The sequence below is a fragment of the Nitrococcus mobilis Nb-231 genome, assembly GCF_000153205.1.
In the GTDB taxonomy this organism is placed as follows: Bacteria; Pseudomonadota; Gammaproteobacteria; order Nitrococcales; family Nitrococcaceae; genus Nitrococcus; species Nitrococcus mobilis.
The window spans coordinates 2,153,594-2,171,986 of sequence record NZ_CH672427.1; the positions used below are offsets into that span (position 1 = coordinate 2,153,594).

14 protein-coding genes, 1 tRNA gene and 1 pseudogene are annotated in these 18,393 nt (G+C 60.4%); 11 read left to right on the forward strand and 5 right to left on the reverse strand.

Annotated elements, in window-relative coordinates; translation table 11 throughout:
• Positions 1 to 2 precede the first annotated feature (2 nt).
• The 6 genes from NB231_RS09835 (at position 3) to NB231_RS09860 (ending at position 7,493) form a co-directional block, all read left to right on the forward strand.
• Positions 3 to 1,028 carry an MBL fold metallo-hydrolase gene (locus tag NB231_RS09835; protein ID WP_005002285.1) on the forward strand — a complete coding sequence of 342 codons (1,026 nt, stop codon included), beginning with the start codon at positions 3 to 5 and terminating at the stop codon, positions 1,026 to 1,028.
• A gap of 62 nt (positions 1,029 to 1,090) precedes the next feature.
• Positions 1,091 to 1,166, forward strand: a tRNA-Phe gene (locus NB231_RS09840).
• 413 nt (positions 1,167 to 1,579) lie between these two features.
• Positions 1,580 to 2,608: a DNA methyltransferase gene (locus NB231_RS09845; protein ID WP_005002288.1), complete on the forward strand. Its 1,029-nt coding sequence runs from the start codon at positions 1,580 to 1,582 to the stop codon at positions 2,606 to 2,608.
• Positions 2,609 to 2,665: 57 nt separating this feature from the next.
• Positions 2,666 to 3,619 (forward strand): IS5-like element ISNmo4 family transposase, encoded by a 954-nt coding sequence (locus NB231_RS09850; RefSeq protein ID WP_005002289.1) that lies wholly within the window; start codon positions 2,666 to 2,668, stop codon positions 3,617 to 3,619.
• Between the two features lie 268 nt (positions 3,620 to 3,887).
• Positions 3,888 to 4,886 (forward strand): DNA methyltransferase, encoded by a 999-nt coding sequence (locus NB231_RS09855; RefSeq protein ID WP_084766297.1) that lies wholly within the window; start codon positions 3,888 to 3,890, stop codon positions 4,884 to 4,886.
• Between the two features lie 3 nt (positions 4,887 to 4,889).
• Positions 4,890 to 7,493, forward strand: coding sequence for a DEAD/DEAH box helicase (locus NB231_RS09860; RefSeq protein ID WP_005002291.1), 2,604 nt, complete (start codon positions 4,890 to 4,892; stop codon positions 7,491 to 7,493).
• Here NB231_RS09860 and NB231_RS16905 read toward each other — a convergent pair.
• The 3 genes and pseudogenes from NB231_RS16905 to NB231_RS09875 all read right to left on the reverse strand — a co-directional run bounded on the left by NB231_RS16905 (position 7,434) and on the right by NB231_RS09875 (position 11,755).
• Positions 7,434 to 9,233 carry a replication endonuclease gene (locus NB231_RS16905; protein ID WP_050756091.1) on the reverse strand — a complete coding sequence of 600 codons (1,800 nt, stop codon included), beginning with the start codon at positions 9,231 to 9,233 and terminating at the stop codon, positions 7,434 to 7,436. The two genes, NB231_RS09860 and NB231_RS16905, sit on opposite strands and share 60 nt — an antisense overlap.
• Positions 9,234 to 9,400: 167 nt before the next feature.
• Positions 9,401 to 11,238 (reverse strand): annotated as a pseudogene (locus tag NB231_RS20440) (IS1634 family transposase).
• 292 nt (positions 11,239 to 11,530) lie between these two features.
• On the reverse strand, positions 11,531 to 11,755 hold the full coding sequence (locus tag NB231_RS09875; RefSeq protein WP_005002300.1) for a helix-turn-helix transcriptional regulator: 225 nt from the start codon (positions 11,753 to 11,755) through the stop codon (positions 11,531 to 11,533).
• Positions 11,756 to 12,010: 255 nt separating this feature from the next.
• Here NB231_RS09875 and NB231_RS17755 point away from each other — a divergent pair, with 255 nt between their 5' ends.
• From NB231_RS17755 to NB231_RS18585, 3 genes are all read left to right on the forward strand, one after another.
• Positions 12,011 to 12,583, forward strand: coding sequence for a hypothetical protein (locus NB231_RS17755; RefSeq protein WP_005002302.1), 573 nt, complete (start codon positions 12,011 to 12,013; stop codon positions 12,581 to 12,583).
• Between the two features lie 264 nt (positions 12,584 to 12,847).
• Positions 12,848 to 13,639: an IS66 family transposase gene (locus NB231_RS17760; protein WP_005001415.1), complete on the forward strand. Its 792-nt coding sequence runs from the start codon at positions 12,848 to 12,850 to the stop codon at positions 13,637 to 13,639.
• A 417-nt stretch (positions 13,640 to 14,056) separates the two neighbouring features.
• Positions 14,057 to 14,446: a hypothetical protein gene (locus NB231_RS18585; RefSeq protein WP_156776972.1), complete on the forward strand. Its 390-nt coding sequence runs from the start codon at positions 14,057 to 14,059 to the stop codon at positions 14,444 to 14,446.
• Positions 14,447 to 15,281: 835 nt separating this feature from the next.
• Here the strand turns inward: NB231_RS18585 and NB231_RS09885 are convergent.
• Positions 15,282 to 15,590, reverse strand: coding sequence for a hypothetical protein (locus tag NB231_RS09885; RefSeq protein ID WP_005002310.1), 309 nt, complete (start codon positions 15,588 to 15,590; stop codon positions 15,282 to 15,284).
• Between the two features lie 537 nt (positions 15,591 to 16,127).
• On the opposite strand from NB231_RS09885, the gene NB231_RS09890 reads away from it, so the two are divergent.
• Both NB231_RS09890 and NB231_RS09895 read left to right on the forward strand, forming a co-directional pair.
• The gene (locus NB231_RS09890) at positions 16,128 to 16,949 is read left to right on the forward strand and encodes a glycine/sarcosine N-methyltransferase (protein WP_005002311.1); all 822 of its coding nucleotides are present in this window, start codon (positions 16,128 to 16,130) and stop codon (positions 16,947 to 16,949) included.
• On the forward strand, positions 16,942 to 17,793 hold the full coding sequence (locus tag NB231_RS09895; protein WP_005002312.1) for a class I SAM-dependent methyltransferase: 852 nt from the start codon (positions 16,942 to 16,944) through the stop codon (positions 17,791 to 17,793). The genes NB231_RS09890 and NB231_RS09895 overlap by 8 nt, the downstream gene beginning before the upstream one ends.
• A gap of 208 nt (positions 17,794 to 18,001) precedes the next feature.
• Here the strand turns inward: NB231_RS09895 and NB231_RS09900 are convergent, their stop codons facing one another.
• Positions 18,002 to 18,286, reverse strand: a complete 285-nt coding sequence (locus tag NB231_RS09900) for an RNA recognition motif domain-containing protein (RefSeq protein WP_005002315.1) — start codon at positions 18,284 to 18,286, stop codon at positions 18,002 to 18,004.
• Positions 18,287 to 18,393: the final 107 nt, after the last annotated feature.

The window sequence follows — 18,393 nt, forward strand, 5'->3', positions numbered from 1 at the left end:
GCATGAAGTGCCGGCTCGAGTATCCGCTCCAAGCACCGCCCATCGGCGGCTGGCGCGCCGTCGCCGACGGGGTGTGTTGGCTGCGGTTACCGCTGCCCTTCGCCCTCGATCACGTCAATGCCTGGCTGCTCAAAGACCACCAGGCATGGACACTGGTCGACGCCGGCGTTGCGCTGCCACCGAGCCGAGCAGCCTGGGAGTTGCTCATCACCAACGTGCTCTCCGACCGGCCGCTGCACCGCATCGTGATCACCCACTTCCACCCCGATCACTACGGGTTGGCCAGCTGGTTCCAGCAACGCTTCGGGGCCAAGGTGTGCATTACTCGGCCCGAACAGGACGCGGCCGCTAGTCTGTACGCTTGCTCTGATGAGCAGGCAGGCAAGCGCATCGATGAGCTTTTCGCCGACCATGGCCTCGAGGCGGAGCGCCGAGCACGGTTAGTCGCCCGCGGCAACTTCTACCGACCCTTGCTGGCCGGCGTCGCCAGCGTAGACGAATATCTAACCGATGGCAGCGAACTGCAAATCGGTGACCGACGCTGGAAGGTTATTATCGGCCGGGGCCACTCGCCCGAGCAGGCTTGCCTGTATTGCGAGGACGAGGACTGGCTCATCTCGGGTGACCAAATCTTACCGGGAATTTCCAGCAACATCAGCGTTCGCCCCGAGCAGCCCGATGGCGACCCGCTCGCCGGCTATTTGGACTCGCTGGCAAGGCTGCGCCGCCTTCCCGCGGATGTCCTGGTGCTGCCCTCTCATGGCAACGCATTCAGAGGTCTGCACGAGCGGATTGCGGCGCTTGAACGGCATCACAAGGCGCGTTTGGATCGACTGCGCTCGGCATGCAGCGAGACGCCGCTCAGCGCCGCCGAGACGTTGCCGATCCTGTTTCGGCGCCAACTCGATAGCTATGCCCTGTTCTTCGCCATGGGCGAGGCCATCGCCCATCTGCACCGCCTATGGCACACCGGCGAACTCTCCCGCTCTCGCGATACGCAGGGCGTCTACCGTTTTGCCCCGGCCTAGCACGATGATCGCACTCGCCCTTGACGGCGCCTACACGAATCGGGTTGAATAAAGCGCCCCATGGCCAGGTAGCTCAGTCGGTAGAGCAGGGGACTGAAAATCCCCGTGTCGGCAGTTCGATTCTGTCCCTGGCCACCAATAAAACCAGATACTTATAGTAATTTCTCTCAAAATTTTGCCTTCCATGGAAGCAATTTGGAAGCACGCCAAACGATATATCTGTTTCGTAATCAGTAGGTCCGCCGTTCGAGTCGGCGCACCGGAACCAATAAAAAACAACGGCTTACGCAAAATTTGCGTGAGCCGTTTTTATTTGTGTAGTCGCCATGTAAACGGTGTTCGTTTAGCGACCAAAATTCGCGCGGGCAATTCCCGCCGGGTTAGCAGCTGGAGGACCGCCAGCTGGCCTTCGCGCACGATGCTGCCGAGCTTCATGTTCAAACCGAGAGGTGTGCTCTGTTCGTCATATGCTGGGGAGCTCGTGGCCGGGCAGAAATTTGGATCGCACGAGTGCGTCCTAATGGTCAAGAATTCAAATAAGAGGTTTCAGAGTGTCGCGACTGACGGATCTGATCGCACGGGCGAAGGCGAAAGATCGGGCTCTTGGAGACGAGCTGGAACGTGAATTTAAGGCGCTGGCGTCGCGGCGCGCGTTCGGTCTCAACTTCGAAAGGCACCGCCCCGAGAGCGTCGAGCTGCCGGGGCGGCCGATCCGCCGGGGCGACAAGGTGCGCATCCTGCCGCCGCGCGGGTCTACGGCCAAGGGCGATCAGCGCTTGTGGAAGGTGCCTGGCATCGACGAAATGAATGGCACGCGAACAGCGCACGTCTCGCTCATCGACGCTGGGGAGCCTGAGACGGCCAACGTCGCAACCGATGATCTGGTCGTCGTGGCAGAGTTCCGCGACTACATTTATCCGGGGCTGGTCAGCACTGGGAAGGTCGAGCGCGGCGGTGACAAGCCGTATCACACCGTGATCAACGGTGAGAACTTCCATGTTCTTGAGGCGCTGACCTACACGCATCGCGGGAAGATCGACGCGATCTATATCGATCCTCCCTATAACACCGGCGCTCGCGACTGGAAATACAACAACGATTACGTTGAAGGGGAGGATCTTTATCGTCACTCCAAATGGCTTGCCTTCATGGAGCGCCGCCTCAAGGTTGCGCGGGAATTGTTGCGTCAAGAATCCTCGGTTCTAATTGTCACAATTGATGAAAAAGAATTTCTTCGGCTTGGCTTGCTTCTTGAACAAATTTTCCCAGAAGCCGACATCCAGATGGTTTCGAGTGTTATAAATCCAAAAGGAACAGCCAGATCAAGTGAATTTGCGAGAATTGATGAGTATATATTTTTCGTCAAACTCGGGGACATCTCGATCTCACGTTGGCGTTGGGACATGCTAAATGCTCGGGATTATGGGGAGGACCAAGAAGTCCGCTGGAGAGGGCTCGCAAGAACAGGACGAAAAGGCCTCCGCAGCAATAATCCGGGCTCATGGTATCCGATTTATGTGTACAAGGACGGGTCTGGAATTCACTCGATCGGCGATACCGTCTTATTAGGGAGACTCTGAACTATTCCCGGCCACGCCAGTATAATTGCGGCATTGCCACCGACCCAGGCGGAACCGATGAAACAAACCACCTTTGCTTCGATGAGTTTTGCGGCCAAGAAGCGGCGCACGCGCCGGGAGAAGTTTCTCGCCGAGATGGAGCAGGTGGTGCCTTGGGCAAAACTGGTGGCGCTCATTGAGCTGCACTACCCCAAGGCGGGCCGGCGTGGCCGCCCGCCGATGCCGCTTGAGTCGATGCTGCGTATTTATTTCATGCAGCAGTGGTACGCGCTCTCCGACCCGGCGATGGAGGATGCGCTCTATGAGATCGAGTCGATGCGCCGCTTCGCCGGGCTTGAGCTCATCGACGACGCGCTGCCCGACGAGACCACGATTTTGAAGTTTCGCCGCCTGCTGGAGCGCCACGGCCTGACTGCCCAGATGATGAACGTAATCCACGACGTGCTCGCCGAGCGCGGGGCGCTGCTCAAGGGCGGCACTATGGTCGATGCCACGATTGTGCACGCTCCGGCCTCGACGAAGAACAAGGCGCGCCGGCGCGACCCGCAGATGCACCAGACGCGGAAGGGCAATCAGTGGTATTTCGGCATGAAGATCCACGTGGGGGCCGATGTCAACAGCGGCCTTGCTCACACGGTTTCGGTGACTGCAGCCAACGCCTCGGACATCAGCCAATTGCCGCGCCTGCTGCGCGAGGACGACCGCGCGGTCTTTGGTGATAAGGGCTACGTCGATAACACCCTTAAGCGCGCGGCGCGCCGGGCGGGTGTCTACTGGGGCGTGTCCTTGAAGGCAAGCTCCAAGCACAAACTCACCGGTGCGAACAAGCGCACCAACCGCAAGCGCTCCTCGGTCCGTGCCCGGGTGGAGCACATTTTCCGGGTGATCAAGCGCCAATTCGGTTACACCAAGGTGCGCTACAAGGGGCTTGCCAAGAACGCCGCCCAGGTGTTCACGCTGATCGGCCTGACGAATCTGTATCTGGTGAGGAGGCAACTGATGACGAGCTGACAGGCAAACTCCGCCTGCTTGCTCAGGAAAGGGGTTCAGCGGCGCCAAACGGCCCCGTAAATCAGCACTCGGCGGCGGGAAACCGAGCATTTTTACCCTTCCTCTCGTCAGAGACGAATGCGTTTGACTTCAGCTCGAATAGTTCAGACGTTCCTTAGGAGAAGAAAGTCCAAACGCTGCGCCGATCGAAACCGTTGCAATCTGGCCTCCATCAAATCGAACCCAACAATTCAGTTGGTCGGTAGTGCCAGCAACTCTTAGGTCGCTCATGGATAAGGGGGCGGTCCGTACTGGCCGAATCGATTTGTCAAAGAATTCTGTTCCGATTTATTACCTTTCGTTCAATCAGTTGGCAGCCATCGAAAACGGGACTCTAGAGGTTACAGGAAGAGCGGAAGACGGTTCGCTCATTGTCCGATACGCAGAGGGGGCACGTGCTGCGGCACCGCGCACCGTATGGAATATGACAGCTCACGATGCGGGTAGCCATGGAACGACCCTGCTGAGCACGATAATGCCTGATCGACGTTTCCCGTTTCCTAAGTCGCTTTATGCCGTTGAAGACGCTCTTAGGTTCTTCGTTAAAAAAAATCCGGATGCGATAATACTTGATTTCTTCGCCGGCTCTGGCACGACCGCCCACGCCGTGATGCGCCTCAATCGACAGGACGGCGGCGGGCGCCAGTGCATCTCCGTCACCAACAACGAGGTCGCCGCTGACGAGCAAGTTGCGCTCCGAAAGGTAGGCCATCGGCCGGGAGACCCAGAATGGGAAAAAATCGGCATCTGCGATTACATCACGAAGCCCCGGCTTAGGGCGGCGATCACAGGCAAGACGCCCGAGGGCGAAGACATCGACGGCGACTACAAGTTCACTGACGAATTCCCGATGGCTGAAGGGTTCGAGGAGAATGCAGAGTTCTTCACGCTAACCTACGAAACGCCGGTCGCGGTTCACCACAACCTCGCCTTCCAGCGCGTCGCGCCGCTCCTCTGGATGCGCGCTGGCGCCGAAGGGAGCCGCATCGATGGACCGCCGGAGCAGGGCTGGGCCGTCGCCGACACCTATGGCCTCCTGATCGATCTGGACCGCTCGGCTGAGTTCTGCGACGCCGTCGATGCGCGCGAGGGTCTCCGCATCGCTTATATCGTCACCGACGACGACGGGCGTTTCCAGTCCGTCGCGCGTAGGCTGCCCGACTCGGTCGAGCCGATCCGGCTCTATGAGTCCTACCTATCCAATTTCCGCTTTTCGATGGGCCGCTAAGCCATGAAGTTCACGCTCAAAGATTATCAGGACGATGCCGTCAAGGACGTGCTCACCAACCTTCGCAAGGCTGCGAAGCGCTGGCACGAGGATGGCGACCGGCATGCTTTCTCGCTCACCGCGACCACGGGCGCTGGCAAGACCGTCATGGCCGCGGCTGTGTTTGAGGCACTGTTCCACGGCGACGACAACTTCGACTTCGAGCCCGATCCCGGCGCCGTCGTGATCTGGTTCAGCGACGACCCCGCGCTGAACTCGCAGTCGCATTTCCGCCTGCGTGAGGCGTCAGATCGGCTCACGCTATCGAACCTGGTCATCGTCCAGAATAACTTCAGCCGAGAGAAGCTCGAGGCGGGGAAAGTCTATTTCCTTAACACCCAGAAGCTGAGCAAGTCGAGCCTTCTGGTGCGCGGCCATGACTCGGACGATCCGGGCGTCGAGACCGCCAGTGGCCAGATTGTCATGCCCGACATGCGTGCGTTTACGATTTGGGACACGATACAGAACACAATCGAGGACCCGGATTTGACCCTCTACCTCGTGCTCGACGAGGCGCACCGTGGCATGAAGGCTTCGAACGGGAACGGCGGCGGCGAGAAGCCCACCATCGTCAAGCGGCTGATCAACGGGTCCGGCTCGGTGCCCGGCATCCCGATCGTTCTCGGCATCTCGGCGACGGTCGAGCGCTTCAACGCCGCGATGGCCGACATGCAGGGCCGCGCCACCCTTCCGAACGTGGTGGTCGATTCTGGCAAGGTGCAGGCCTCGGGCCTGTTGAAGGACGCGCTCATTCTGGATGTGCCCAACGACGTCGGCCAGTTTGACACCGTGCTAGTTCGGCGCGGAACCGACAAGCTGAAGGAGATCACGGCCGCTTGGGAGGAGTACGCCAAGCAGCAGGACGACGCGGACACCGTGGTGCCGCTGATGGTCCTGCAGGTGCCGAACGCGCCAGACCAAGACGAAATCGGGCGTGCGCTCGATACGATCTACGAGCGCTGGCCCGAGCTTGGTGACGACGCCGTGGCCCACGTGTTCGGGGACCACACGACCCAGACCTTCGGCAGCCACTCGATCCCCTACATCTCGCCGGAGCGCGTGCAGGAATCGACCTGGGTGCGAGTGTTGATCGCGAAGGATGCAATCAGCACTGGCTGGGATTGTCCGCGGGCAGAGGTGATGGTGTCGTTCCGCCCCGCCAAGGACACAACCCATATCACACAGCTTCTCGGCCGGATGGTGCGCACTCCACTCGCAAGGCGGATTCCGGGTAACGAGCGGCTGAACGCCGTGGACTGTCTGCTGCCGTTCTTCGACGCGCAGTCCGTGAAGGACGTCGCGAAGGCGCTGACGTCTGGCGGTGACGGGGGCGAGGAGCTTCCCGGTCGGCGCGTGCTGATCAATCCCGAGGAGATGAAGCCGAACCCGGCGATTCCGGAGCACGTCTGGGACAAGCTGCTCTCGCTTCCCTCGCAGTCTCTCCCGAAGCGGCGAGCCAAGCCGGTCAAACGGCTCACGTCGCTAGCTCATGAGCTCGCGGCTGATGGGCTGCTGCCCGAAGCCGGCAAGAAAGCCCATGCCGAGATGCACAAGGTGCTGAACGGCGCGAGGGAACGTTACAAGTCGGAGATCGCGAAGGCGCGAAAGACCGTGCTCACTGTCGAAGGGAAGAGCCTCAAGACGAATCTCGAGACGCGAGAGATGTCATTCGACGACTTCGTCGAGACCGCGGACTTCGCCGTAATCGACGACGCATACCGACGGGCTGGACGAGCCATCAGCCCAGCTCTCGCGACGTCCTATAGCGAATCTCTCGCGAAGGCGGAGGGCGACGAGGATGACCTTGAAGCCGCTCTGATCGAGGCTCGCGTCACGGTCGCTGCTCTCGGGCTGGTACCGGAAGTGAAGGATTACCTGGAGGCCGAGGCCGAAAGCCTCGCGAACAAGTGGCTCACGAAATACCGTGTTGAGATCAAGAGCCTCTCCGACGAACGCCAGGAGGTCTACCGCCAGATACGAGAGATGAGCACGCATCCTCTCGATGTCGACCTGGCTAAACCAACATCTTGGATGCAGCCTACCACCGTCCGCGAAGCTGACGGGTCGCAGAAACCACTTCCGCGTTTCGAGCGGCACCTGCTGTGTGCAGCCGACGGTATGTTCCCCGAGGACTTCAACTCCTGGGAAGGAGATGTGGTGTCTGCTGAGCTGAAGCGTCCGGGCACGATCGCGTGGTATCGCAATCCTTCTCGTGCCAGTCAGGACTCTCTCGGCGCGACCTATGAGGAGGGTGGTGACGTTAAGATCATGCGCCCCGACTTCATCTTTTTCGCAGAGTTGCCGGACGGATCGATTGCCGCCGACATCGTAGACCCGCACGGAACCCAGTTCAGTGACTCGATCCCGAAGCTGAAAGGGCTCGCAAAGTACGCAGCGGCCTACGAAGAGATTTTCCGTCGGATCGACGCGGTCGCGAAGGTGGGCGATGCATTTCGCATTCTCGACCTGAAGGAAGCATCCGTTCGATCGGAAATAGATGCCGCAACGTCAATCAAAGCGCTTTATGACTGTGCTTGCGTTGGCGATTATGCCTTTGACCGGAGGTAATGTTCTTGAGTGATGGGTAGTCTTTTCCGACCCCGTCGAGTGGCTATTTGTTAATTCGTGGTTCGGCGGCTCAGCGCGCGTACAGTTATTGACAGGACTCCAAGGGCGCAACGCTCGCTGCCGCTCGCGCCGCGCAGCAGCCGGAGTTAACAGCCCCTTCCTCAACTCATAGCTGTAGGCTGCTACGTCGCCGTAGTGGAATTCCCAAGCGCCGCTCTGATTTCTTTCCTTGGATGGCCCCTCGATCCTAAAGGGTCCACTTGGATCCTCTAAAGTAAAGGGTTCCCCGCCGTCGCCGGGTGCCCCTTTTAAGCTATAGGGGTCTGGCTTGTCCTTTAGATGCCCGCCTTCCCCCCTATAGTGGATTCGAAGCTCCCAGACCCGTTTTCGGGTGCGAACGACTTGCGCGCCGCAGGCGAGCCCGATGATCCTATAGCCCACTGGTTCGCTATAGCGGTTTGGCTGATCGCCCCATTCCTTGTGCAGCTTGACCGGCTGTACCGCTCGCTTGGCCGTGGGCCCGTTCATTACCTCCACGAATGCAGCCCAATCGCCGCTATCGGCTGCCTGGCGGGCCGTTTCCAGCAGCGCTAGGTCGGGGTTTTCGTCAATGCCCTTTAGTTCGGCAAGTCGGCGCAGCTGTCGCCAGACGGTTACCGGGGGCCCGCCGATCTGCTGGAATTGGCGAATGCCCCAAAGCGAGGCCCATGCAGTCACCCGCTGAGACGATACCTTGGCATCGTGGCCGTGGAGGTCGGAGTCGATGCCGTGGCCATCGACGCTCTTGGCAACATATTTCGCAATGTAACCGGTCGCCGTACCCTTGCTGTAGTCAATCACCCGTATGTCAAAGCGTCGTTTCTCGGCTCCCGGCTGGTCGCCGTCTTCGGCCAAGCAATGCTCCCGAAAGATTGCTCGCACGGCTTCCACATGCTGGGGCGCCATGAATAGGAGCGTGTGCCAATGCGGCGTCCCGGCGTGATGCGGCTCGGCCACCCGAAAGCCATAAACCTCAATGCCCGAGCGCTTGAGCTTCGCACGGATACGACACCACAGGCGATTCAAGTAATCCTGCGCAGCCTTTGGCGTGAGATCGGGATCGTGGCGCTTGTTGCGCTCGCATGACTCGCTATGGCGCGGGTGGTACTTGCTCGGACAAGTGAGGGTATAGAACTCGGGCGCGTGGCCTAGCATGAAAGCGAGCTTTTGAAAGCCCGCCATCCGGGCCATCAGCTCATTGCGCCGGTTCTTTAGGCTGGCAGTGGAGAGTGCCACCAGCTCAGCCAGCGTGTATTTTTGGCCCAGGTCATTGATAAGCTCCGCCACTTGGAAGAGCTGCGCGTTTCGGGTGCGCTTTTGCTGATAGCGTTTGAAACTTTCGTCGCTGATGTATATGCCGGCGCGCTTATGGACCAGGCCCCACTGAATCGCCAAGCCTTCTAGCGCCTGAGCATGGACTTGACGCAGCTTTCGCCGCCACCATTGTTCGTCGCAGAGGCGCTTTACCGCACCTTCTAACCCGTGCTTTTCCGGGTCCGGTGGCGCGAGGCCGTAACGCTGCGCCGTATCCGCGAGCGCTTGGTAAGCGGTTCGCAAATCCACCAGCTGACCAACCACCTCCCGAGCCCGCTTTTCCCGGCGCTTGGCCCATTCGATCAACTCATCATCGCTTACATTGAGTGAGAACGGGATGGAATCGACCTGCTCCTCCAGTTCCAAAAGACATAGGTTGGCGGCCACCTTTCCTCGTTGCTCATGGATCGCGACGTATTCCTTGGCTGCGGCCTTGGCAAGCTTGCTAGCCCAAGTTTAACGTCCCCAAAAATAACTTCGCGATACTCAGAGAGTTAAGATCGGCCGCGGCGGCGAGTGGCACTACATTACGTTCATTTTATAAATCAGCGGGCTCACACGATTGTTTTCTGCACGCCGCCCGGGGCGGGATCGGCCCCGAGGGCCTGATAGATTCGCGCCTGATCGGGCTCGGCGCGGGTGGCCTTGCGCACGTGCAGGGTGCGGCCATCGCCGCGGTTGAACGTGGCGGTGACCCGGCACTGGCCGGCGAGGGTATCGCGTAGCGTGCTCCAACGCTCGCAGATGCCGTGGGCGGCGAGGCAGTGGCGGATGAGCTGGACGAACTGATAGGCGAGCACGGTGATGAACAGGTGCCCCTCGGCGCGCTCTTCCTTGTGATGGAAGATCGGGCGCAGGCCGAGCTCCGATTTCAGGCTTCGGAAGACCGCCTCAAGGTCGGTGAGCATGATGTAGGTGCGCCACATTGTCTTCTCGTCCCAGCCGGTCTCGTTGCTGCGCAGGCAATAGACGCCCGGCTCGGTGACCAGAGAGCCTTTCACGGGCAGGCGCTGCCAGTGGATCGCACGGGCGCGCTCGCCGCTGTCACCGGCGATCACTTCAATGTGGTAGTGCTGGCCGAGGCCGCGGCTTTTCTCCTTGAGCCGCCCGATGCGCTCCCAGAGCTTGTCGATGCGCTTGGTGGTGCCCCGCCGGCTGAGTCCGGTCGCAAGCTTGTCGAGCCCAGCCTCGAAGCGGTCCATCAGGCGTCCGGCGATCGCTTGCTCCTTGCGCACGCGGCCCTCGGAGCGACAATACAGGCGCACCCCCTGGCCATCGGCCGAGGGCACTTTGAGTAGCTCCACGGCCTGCCCGCCGGCGTTGTCGAGGGTGATGGCCTCTTTAAAATCGACCGCGCGGCGGCGCTCGCGGCTGACCACCAGATAGCGGTAGCCCTGCTCGGCCAGCCAGGCGAGGTTGGCCTCGGTGGCCACCCCGCGGTCCATGACCACAAGCGCGCCGGCGGGCGCCGCGAGGCCGGTGAGCATCCCCTGGAGGGTCTGCGCCTCGGCCGCATTGCCAGCGAAGACCCGCGAGCGGCGCACAAAGCCGCAGCATCGAGCACCAGCGCCAGGGTGAGCAGCGGGCAGTCGCTGCGCCGCTCCTTGGAGTGGCCGTGGCGCGCGGCCGGATTGACCGGTGCCTCGCCCTCGAAGTAAGTGTTGGTCAGATCGTAGAGCGTGATTGTCGGGGCGAGCGCGAACAGATCGCTCACCCGGGCGAACAGATGCCCTTCGAGGACCGCGCGGTGGCGCAGCAGGATATCGGAGGTACGGTAGAGCTGCATCGGGCTCATCGCCTCGAAGTCCACCTCCAGCAGCTCGCCGAGGCCGCTGCGCCGGGCGAGCCACTGATACGTCGCCCGCTCCGAGCCCGGGGCGGCCATGCGGGCAACGATCAGCCCCAGCGCCGCCGCACGTTGCGGGCCGGTCAGCCCCAGCGCTTGGAGCTGCTCCTCCAAGCCCGCCTGGCGCAGCGCCCACAGGGCGAGCTGCTCGACGCCCACCGAGCGCGGGCGCACCAGTGAGAGCGAGTCCACGTCCACCGACTGCACGTCACCCCCACCGCCGGGTACACCGCCAGCATCGGCCGGTGCCGGCGTACCGCCCTGCTCGGCGAGCAGCCGCGCCGCAATACGCTCGGCCTGGCGCTCGACGGCGAGCGGGAGGCCCTTCCCCTCCTCGTCGAACAGCGCCGCCTGGCCGCTGAGCCGTTGCTCGATGCGCGCACACAACGCCGACCAGTGTGCCTGCGCCACTGGGAAGTGCCGCCCCAGGTTCAACAGGGTGCGCTGGCGGACCTTACCGGCGCGCCGCTCGGAGCGCACCAGACGATACGTGACATACGACTCGCCGGTGGCCGTGCTGCGGGTCTGGGTGCGGCGGATGAACATGCCCGCGAGGCTAGCGTGGGCGGGCGCTCCGCACAAGGGATAACAACAAATATTATGGCACTACATCCAGCGCGCCACCCTCGCCACTATACGAATCAATAACTTCTCTTCGCATACACGCCCAAATCAGCCCGAAATCAGGCAGAGAGCGTTAAAGATGGGCTAGGAACACGGCGGAAGATTCGCTCGCGAAACCGCCGGTCCTCTCCGTCGCCGATGCCCCATGTCAACTGCTCGGCTGCAACGAAGCGCCTCGGACCTGCAGGGGCTGAAGCGGAAACGGCTTGCTCCATCATGCACCCACCTCCGCTTCGCTGGTGGTGCGCTGTCGGGGCGCGGCGTTTATCCACACAAGAAGGTCCGAGAGCGGATACCGCACGGCGCGCCCCCACTTTACGAACGGTGGGGGCGGATCGCCGTGAGGCCGCCCGCTGACGCGCCAGGCGCGCAGGGTGTTTTTCGAAAGCCCCAGAAGCTCGGCTGCTTCCACCTCCGTCAGAAAATGATCAGGTGACATATATCCGTGTCTCCTCATGGATTCCGATACCACGAGGACTATTAAGGCGCTGAAAAAACGAGAAAAAAAGGGGAGAGGTTATGGCAAAAAACAGGGGAGAGGTTTTCAACCCAGGCGTTTCGCGAGGGATGTCACCTGCAGAAACAACGACTTATAGCCTAAAAACGTAACTTCTCATTAACCCCTGGCACAGAAGTGTCAAAAAGGGGTTCCGGGGGCTGGACATACTTCGCCGATCGTGCGTGACTGCGAAGCATGAGCACGAGCGGTTCTCGCAAGCCTCCTCAGATCAGCGACTTTCCGCCTCAGGAGGTCACCCCGGCGGTCCTGCTGCTGCTGGAGATCTGCTATCAGCTGCATGAGGAGAGCCAGGCGCTGCGCGATGAGATCGCGCGCTTGAAAGGCGGCAACCCGAAGCCGCCGATTAAGCCCTCGAAGCTGGAGAGCGCGGAACAAGATGCCGAGAGGCACAAGGACAAACGCCGAGGTAAGCACAAACGCAGCAAGACCCAGCGCCTCGAGATCCACGATGAGATCGTGCTCGCGCCCGTGCCGGCGCCGCCTGCGGGCAGCCGGTTCAAGGGCTACGATGAGTTCACCGTCCAGGATCTGCACATCGGCGCGCACAACACCCGCTATCGGCTCGAACGCTGGGTGACGCCACAGGGCGAGATGCTGCGTGGGCAACTGCCGGCGGCGCTTGGCAGCGGGCATTTCGGGCCGACACTGCGCGCGTTCATCCTCTATCAGTACCACCACGCCCACGTCACCCAGCCGCTGCTGCGCGAGCAGCTCGGCGAATGGGGCATCGAGATTTCCGCCGGCTAGCTCAATTGGCTCATCACCGAGCCGCACGCGGCCTTTCACACCGAGAAGGAGGCGCTGCTGCGCGTCGCCCTGCAATGCAGCAAGTTCGTCCATGTCGACGACACCGGCGCCCGTCACCAGGGTCGCAACAGCTTCTGCACCCACATCGGCAATGAGCTGTTCGCCTTCTTCGCGAGCACGGCCTCCAAGAGCCGTATCAACTTCCTCGAGCTGCTGCGTGCCGGCGACGAACGTTACCTTATCAACGATAAGGCGCATGCTTACATGCGTGACCAAGGGCTGCCACAAGCCCCGTTGGCGAGGCTCGCGGCGCTCGAGCCGAGTGCGATCGAGGATTACGCCGCGTGGCAGGCCACGCTCAAGCGCCTTGGGATCAGCAACGAACGCCATGTGCGCATCGTCACCGAGGGCGCGCTGCTCGGCACGGTGATCGCCACCGGGATCAACCCCGAGCGGGTCATCGTCAGCGACGACGCCGGACAGTTCAATGTCCTGACTCACGCGCTGTGCTGGATCCATGTTGAGCGCGGCATCCAGAAACTGCTCGGCTTCAACGCCGATCAGCGCGCCGCACTCGCCTGGGCACGTAGCGAGCCCTGGACGATCTATCAGGCGCTCAAAGCCTATAAGGCCGAGTCGAACGCCGCGGCACGTGGTGCGATCGAGGCCCGGTTCGAGGCGCTGTGCACCACCAAGACCTGCTTCGAGAGTCTTAACCGCGCGCTCGAGCGCTTGCATAACAGTGGTGCCGAGTTGCTGCGCGCCCTCGATAGCCCCGAGCTCGCGCTGCACAACAATCTCGCCGAGCGCGACATCCGCGAGTACGTCAAAAGGCGTAAGATCAGCGGCTCGACCCGCAGCGCCGCCGGCCGGCGCTGCCGCGATACCCTCGCCAGTCTCAAAAAGACCTGCCGCAAGCATGGCCTCTCGTTCTGGGCCTATCTGCTCGACCGGCTCGCCGGCGCCAGCACAATCCCGTGGCTGCCGAGCGCGATCTTCGGCGCACACAGCGAGCCTGCTGCGATCAACTACGCACATCCCTCGGCCGGCCCCTGAAGCCGTGCGCTTGCCCAGCCGCGTTACGGTTATCGGTCCGCGCGCCTAGAGACCTTCGTCGAGCGGCCGCGCTTGCGCGGCGCCGTCGACCAAGCCGCGAACTGGCATCGAGTCGGTGGGACCCCAGGATCAGGGCAAGCTCGACGTCCATCAAATGCCGAGACTAAACACCTAAGAAAGCCGTCTGGGTCTATCCCCTACGGCGCGAGCTCCGGTGTATCATGTGCGCAATGGAGCTCAGTACCTAAGCGTCGGTACGCCCGGGGTTAATGAGAAGTTACCGGCACCTAAGCTAAGGCGTTGAACACTAAGCATGATCGGCGGCAGATGAGGGAGAGAGGTGACTGACGATAAGGACGCTGCCGAGCACCCACACAAGAGTGAATGCGTGACTATTAGTGCGATATAGGAGTTCATGTGGAAGAAAAAGAAAAAATCGAATCAAGGAGAGTGCAGCTTAAAGTTCTTCAAAGTAGAATCGCATTGCACGGTGCCCGCATGTGGCAACTTCCTCTTACATACTGGGGCGCTATCGCAATTGCTCTTACTGCAGCATCTAAAAATGGCGGAAAACTACCATTGACAATTGTTTTTTCTGTCATGGCTGTTATTGGGGTGATACTTGTTTGGGCTCTAAGAGGCGCTGAAAAAGGATATACAAGAGCTGCTATAAACATGAATGAGACGGAGGGATACCTCGAAATACCTCGGTACACGAGAATAAAATCATCATATAGGTACCCCTATTACATATTAATAGTATTTGGGGTGATTTCCTGTGTTATTGCGGCTTGGCATTTCCGTTAAGGTTAGTAATAACCGCCGGATCCCGCGTGTTTTAGTAGATGTCAGAAAACACCTCCTGGAGATGCCCGATAAGAGCGTGAGCCTACCCACTAGCGCGCCGGTATTTGCTTGTGGCCATCGATCGGCGATCCCCTGGGTTTGCCTCGCGCTCAAGGTGGACGAATCCAGCCCCTCGGCCAGTGGTCGTTTCGTATCCACCGACTGCTCCCTGACAACGACAAGGTCTTTCCAACTGATTGCAGGACTAACCCACCACATCAGCGGTGAGCATCGCTTCGACTCACACCAGAATCTAGAGGCGATCCCAAGCTTATTGCTACTTGTCTAAAAATCACACCCCGCAGGAGATGCTTGAGGACCAAGCATTCACCCAAGCCCTTAGGGATAGACAGCACAAACACCCTAAGCTGGGGTCACGTCAGGTGAGGTGGACCAGTGTGGCGCAATATAAAGAACTGAAAATCCCCGTGTCGGTGGTTCGATTCCGCCCCTGGCCACCATTAATTCTCTGTGTTTGGTCGTCTAGCGCCTCCCCTATACGATAGGGCCGCGTCCACCCCTTAATAGTAAAGAACGCCGGCCTTTCGCTGAGACCTCCCATTAAGCTATAGGGATCGGCAACCTCTGGGCGTAAATCTTTCATGCTATAGCGCATGCGAAGCTCCCAGGTCTGCTTTTGGGTGCGAACGATTTGCTCACCACAGGCGAGCCCCGCACCCTGTAGCCTACGGGCTCACTATAGCGGTTCGGCTGATCGCTCCACTCTTTGTGCAGCGAGACGGGCTGCCCCGTCCGTTTGGCCGTCGGCCCGTTTATCACCCTCCACGAGCGCGGCCTAGCCGCCGCTGTCGGCCGCTTCCCGAGCTTTCTCCACTAGCGCCAGACCTGGGTCCTGGTCGATGCCCTTTAGCTCCATGAGTCGGCTCAGCTGCCGCCACATCGTCACGGGTGAGCCGCCAATCTGCTGGAGCTGACGAATGCCCCACAGCGAGGCCCTGGCGGTCACCCGCTTGGACGATTCTTTGGTATCGCGGCCATAGAGGTCGGAGTCGATGCCGTGGTTATCGACGCCGGGATAGTCGGGGCGGCTCAGTAAGTAAATAGTGGCGCGGCTGGTGTTTGACTGAACGAAAGTGACGCTCACCCGCCTGCCGCATCCGACTTGCAATCCCCGTCAACATTCGTCAGCCTTGTATTCCCTAGCTCAAATCGTGCAGCGGTTGTGCGCGTGTCGCCCCCGATGCACCGACAACCTGCCGGCGGGCCACAGGCCCCCGCGGCGGATAGATGCCGCCCCCCATGGGCCCACGGCGGATCGCTCGGCTGACGACCGACTCGTGTTCGTCGGCAACCTTCGAGTAGGTCAGCCAGATTGCGCGGCGCTAAACCGATACGCCTTCATACGTCGCTCGAGCTGACGAAGGGGGTGGTGAGATGGTGTGCGTGACCGAGAAACACCGGCAAGGCTGCCGCGAGTGATCCAATTGCTGATCGCCGGTGTTCCACAGCATGAAGCACCGGCTAGGGTTCTGCGGCCGTAATAGCCGGCGAGCGGCTCCAACGCGGGCCGGAGAAAAAGCGAACAGATGAGTCAATCACAGGCCAGGCAAGGGCACGATTCGAGGGGTTTGCGGGCCTGCGCGCCTAGCCCTGGCTGTCTTCAGATGGAGTGGAAGGTCCTATGGCTACGCCACAACAAAAGAAGCAATGTTTCGGAGCGGACCCGGTCGCCTGCCGGGAAACCAATCATTACCGCGAAGAGTACATCGAAGCGTTTGTCAACAAATGGGATGCGCTCATCGATTGGGAGAGCCGAGCGCAAAGCGAAGGCGATTTCTTCATCAACGTCCTGCGCGAACGTGGCGCCAAGAGAATATTGGATGTCGCCACCGGCACAGGGTTCCATTCCGTCCGCCTGATCGAGGCCGGCTTTGAGGTCGTGAGCTGCGATGGCAGCGCCGAGATGCTGGCGAAGGCCTTTCAGAACGGGCGTCAATATGGGCATATCATGCGCACGGTCCAGGTTGATTGGCGCTGGCTCAATCGCGACATCCACGGCCATTACGATGCCATCATCTGCCTGGGTAATTCATTCACACACCTCTTCTCTGAAAACGACCGCCGCAAGGCGCTGGCGGAATTCCATGCCACGCTCAAGCACGACGGCTTTCTCATACTCGATCAACGTAACTACGACGCCATCCTCGATCACGGCTACACGACCAAGCACACTTACTATTATTGTGGCGATAACATTTCAGTGTATCCCGAGCATATCGATGACGGTTTAGCGCGCTTCAAGTACTCCTTCCCAGACCGCTCGACGTTCCATCTGAACATGTATCCCTTGCGAAAAAACTACACGCGCCGACTCATGCATGAGGTTGGCTTCCAGCACATCGAGACCTTCGGCGACTTCCAAGAAACCTACCGGGAAAACGACCCCGACTTTTTCATCCATGTTGCTGAAAAAGCCTATAGGGAGGAGCCTGATAGTGACTAGCCGCTATTCAGGCGCGGTCGAGACAGCGCGCGATTACTACAACAGCAACGACGCCGATACCTTCTACCATACCGTCTGGGGTGGTGAAGATATCCATGTCGGCCTTTATGAGGCGCCCAGCGAGCCAATTTTCGATGCGAGCCGGCGGACCGTGGAGCGTATGGCCGGTTGCATTCCCAAACTCGATGGAGATACGCGGGTGCTGGATATCGGTGCCGGCTATGGCGGCGCCGCCCGATTCCTGGCGCAGCGTTACGGCTGTCAGGTGGTTGCCCTCAATCTCAGCGAGAAAGAAAACGATCGGGCCCGGCAGATGAACCGGCAGCAAGGGCTCGATGAGCTGATCGAGGTGATCGACGGCAGCTTCGAAGACCTTCCATTCAATGATAGGCACTTCGACGTGGTATGGTCCCAGGACGCCATTCTACACAGCGGCAATCGGCGCAAGGTCTTGGAAGAAGTCGCAAGAGTGCTGGCCCCTGGCGGTCACTTTCTTTTCACCGATCCGATGCAAGCCGATGACTGTCCTGCGGGCGTGCTACAACCCATCCTGGAGCGCATCCACCTCGCAACGCTGGGCTCACCTGAGTTTTATCGCCGAACACTAACGGAACTCGATCTTGAGGAGGTATCCTTTGATATACACTCCGATATGCTCGCAGTGCACTACGGTCGCGTTCACGATGAGCTCACAAGCTGCGAGGAGAGGCTCGCGGAATACGTCAGCCGCGACTATATCGAACGGATGAAGCACGGCCTGCAACATTGGATCGAAGGTGGCCGCAACGGCCATCTGACGTGGGGTATTTTTCTCTTTCGTAAGCCGGGCGACGCGCCGCGCTAGCCCATTCGCACGCTGTGTACGAGCGAATGCCGAACCGGGTGCCCGCCTAAGCGCAGGCCGGCACCTAGGCAGCGCAAAACGGCATACTGCTCAGAATCGTGTGCGGCGATCAGGCGAAAAACACGGGTAGCCAGCCCAAAAAACGCGCGGCACCGCCCACCGGGATGGGCGATACCGCGCGCGATCTGCAGCCGTTGAGGCTGTGGCTTTACCAGCGTCGGGCTTGGCGGGGTCCCCCGCTGGGGCGCTCCTTGCGCTCCTGAGCCTCGTTGACGCGCAGATTACGACCACCGAAGTCCTTGCCATCGAGTGCCTCGATAGCAGAGGCGGCATCGGTGTCGGACATGGTGACGAAACCGAAACCACGCGGCCGGCCGGTGTCCCGGTCGGTCATCAGGCGGACGGAATCGACATTACCGTAGGCGGCGAACAGCTCGCGCAGCTCGTCTTCGGAGGCGGAGAAGGGCAGGTTGCCCACATAGATCGACTTCATAGAAATATCATTCACTCAATTTTCAATAGCGGTACCCGATCATCATTAAGCGATGCCGGTCTGATACGGACAGATTGCGAGGGCAACCGACCATGCCGCTGGCCAGC

Bases quoted from the DNA above. Each gene is read 5' to 3' on its own strand.
- NB231_RS09835 (WP_005002285.1), top strand. From the start codon at position 3: ATGAAGTGCCGGCTCGAGTATCCGCTCCAAGCACCGCCCATCGGCGGC.
- NB231_RS09850 (WP_005002289.1), top strand. From the start codon at position 2,666: ATGAAACAAACCACCTTTGCTTCGATGAGTTTTGCGGCCAAGAAGCGG.
- NB231_RS09855 (WP_084766297.1), top strand. From the start codon at position 3,888: ATGGATAAGGGGGCGGTCCGTACTGGCCGAATCGATTTGTCAAAGAAT.
- NB231_RS09860 (WP_005002291.1), top strand. From the start codon at position 4,890: ATGAAGTTCACGCTCAAAGATTATCAGGACGATGCCGTCAAGGACGTG.
- NB231_RS09875 (WP_005002300.1), bottom strand. From the start codon at position 11,755: ATGTCACCTGATCATTTTCTGACGGAGGTGGAAGCAGCCGAGCTTCTG.
- NB231_RS17755 (WP_005002302.1), top strand. From the start codon at position 12,011: ATGAGCACGAGCGGTTCTCGCAAGCCTCCTCAGATCAGCGACTTTCCG.
- NB231_RS17760 (WP_005001415.1), top strand. From the start codon at position 12,848: ATGCGTGACCAAGGGCTGCCACAAGCCCCGTTGGCGAGGCTCGCGGCG.
- NB231_RS09890 (WP_005002311.1), top strand. From the start codon at position 16,128: ATGGCTACGCCACAACAAAAGAAGCAATGTTTCGGAGCGGACCCGGTC.
- NB231_RS09900 (WP_005002315.1), bottom strand. From the start codon at position 18,286: ATGAAGTCGATCTATGTGGGCAACCTGCCCTTCTCCGCCTCCGAAGAC.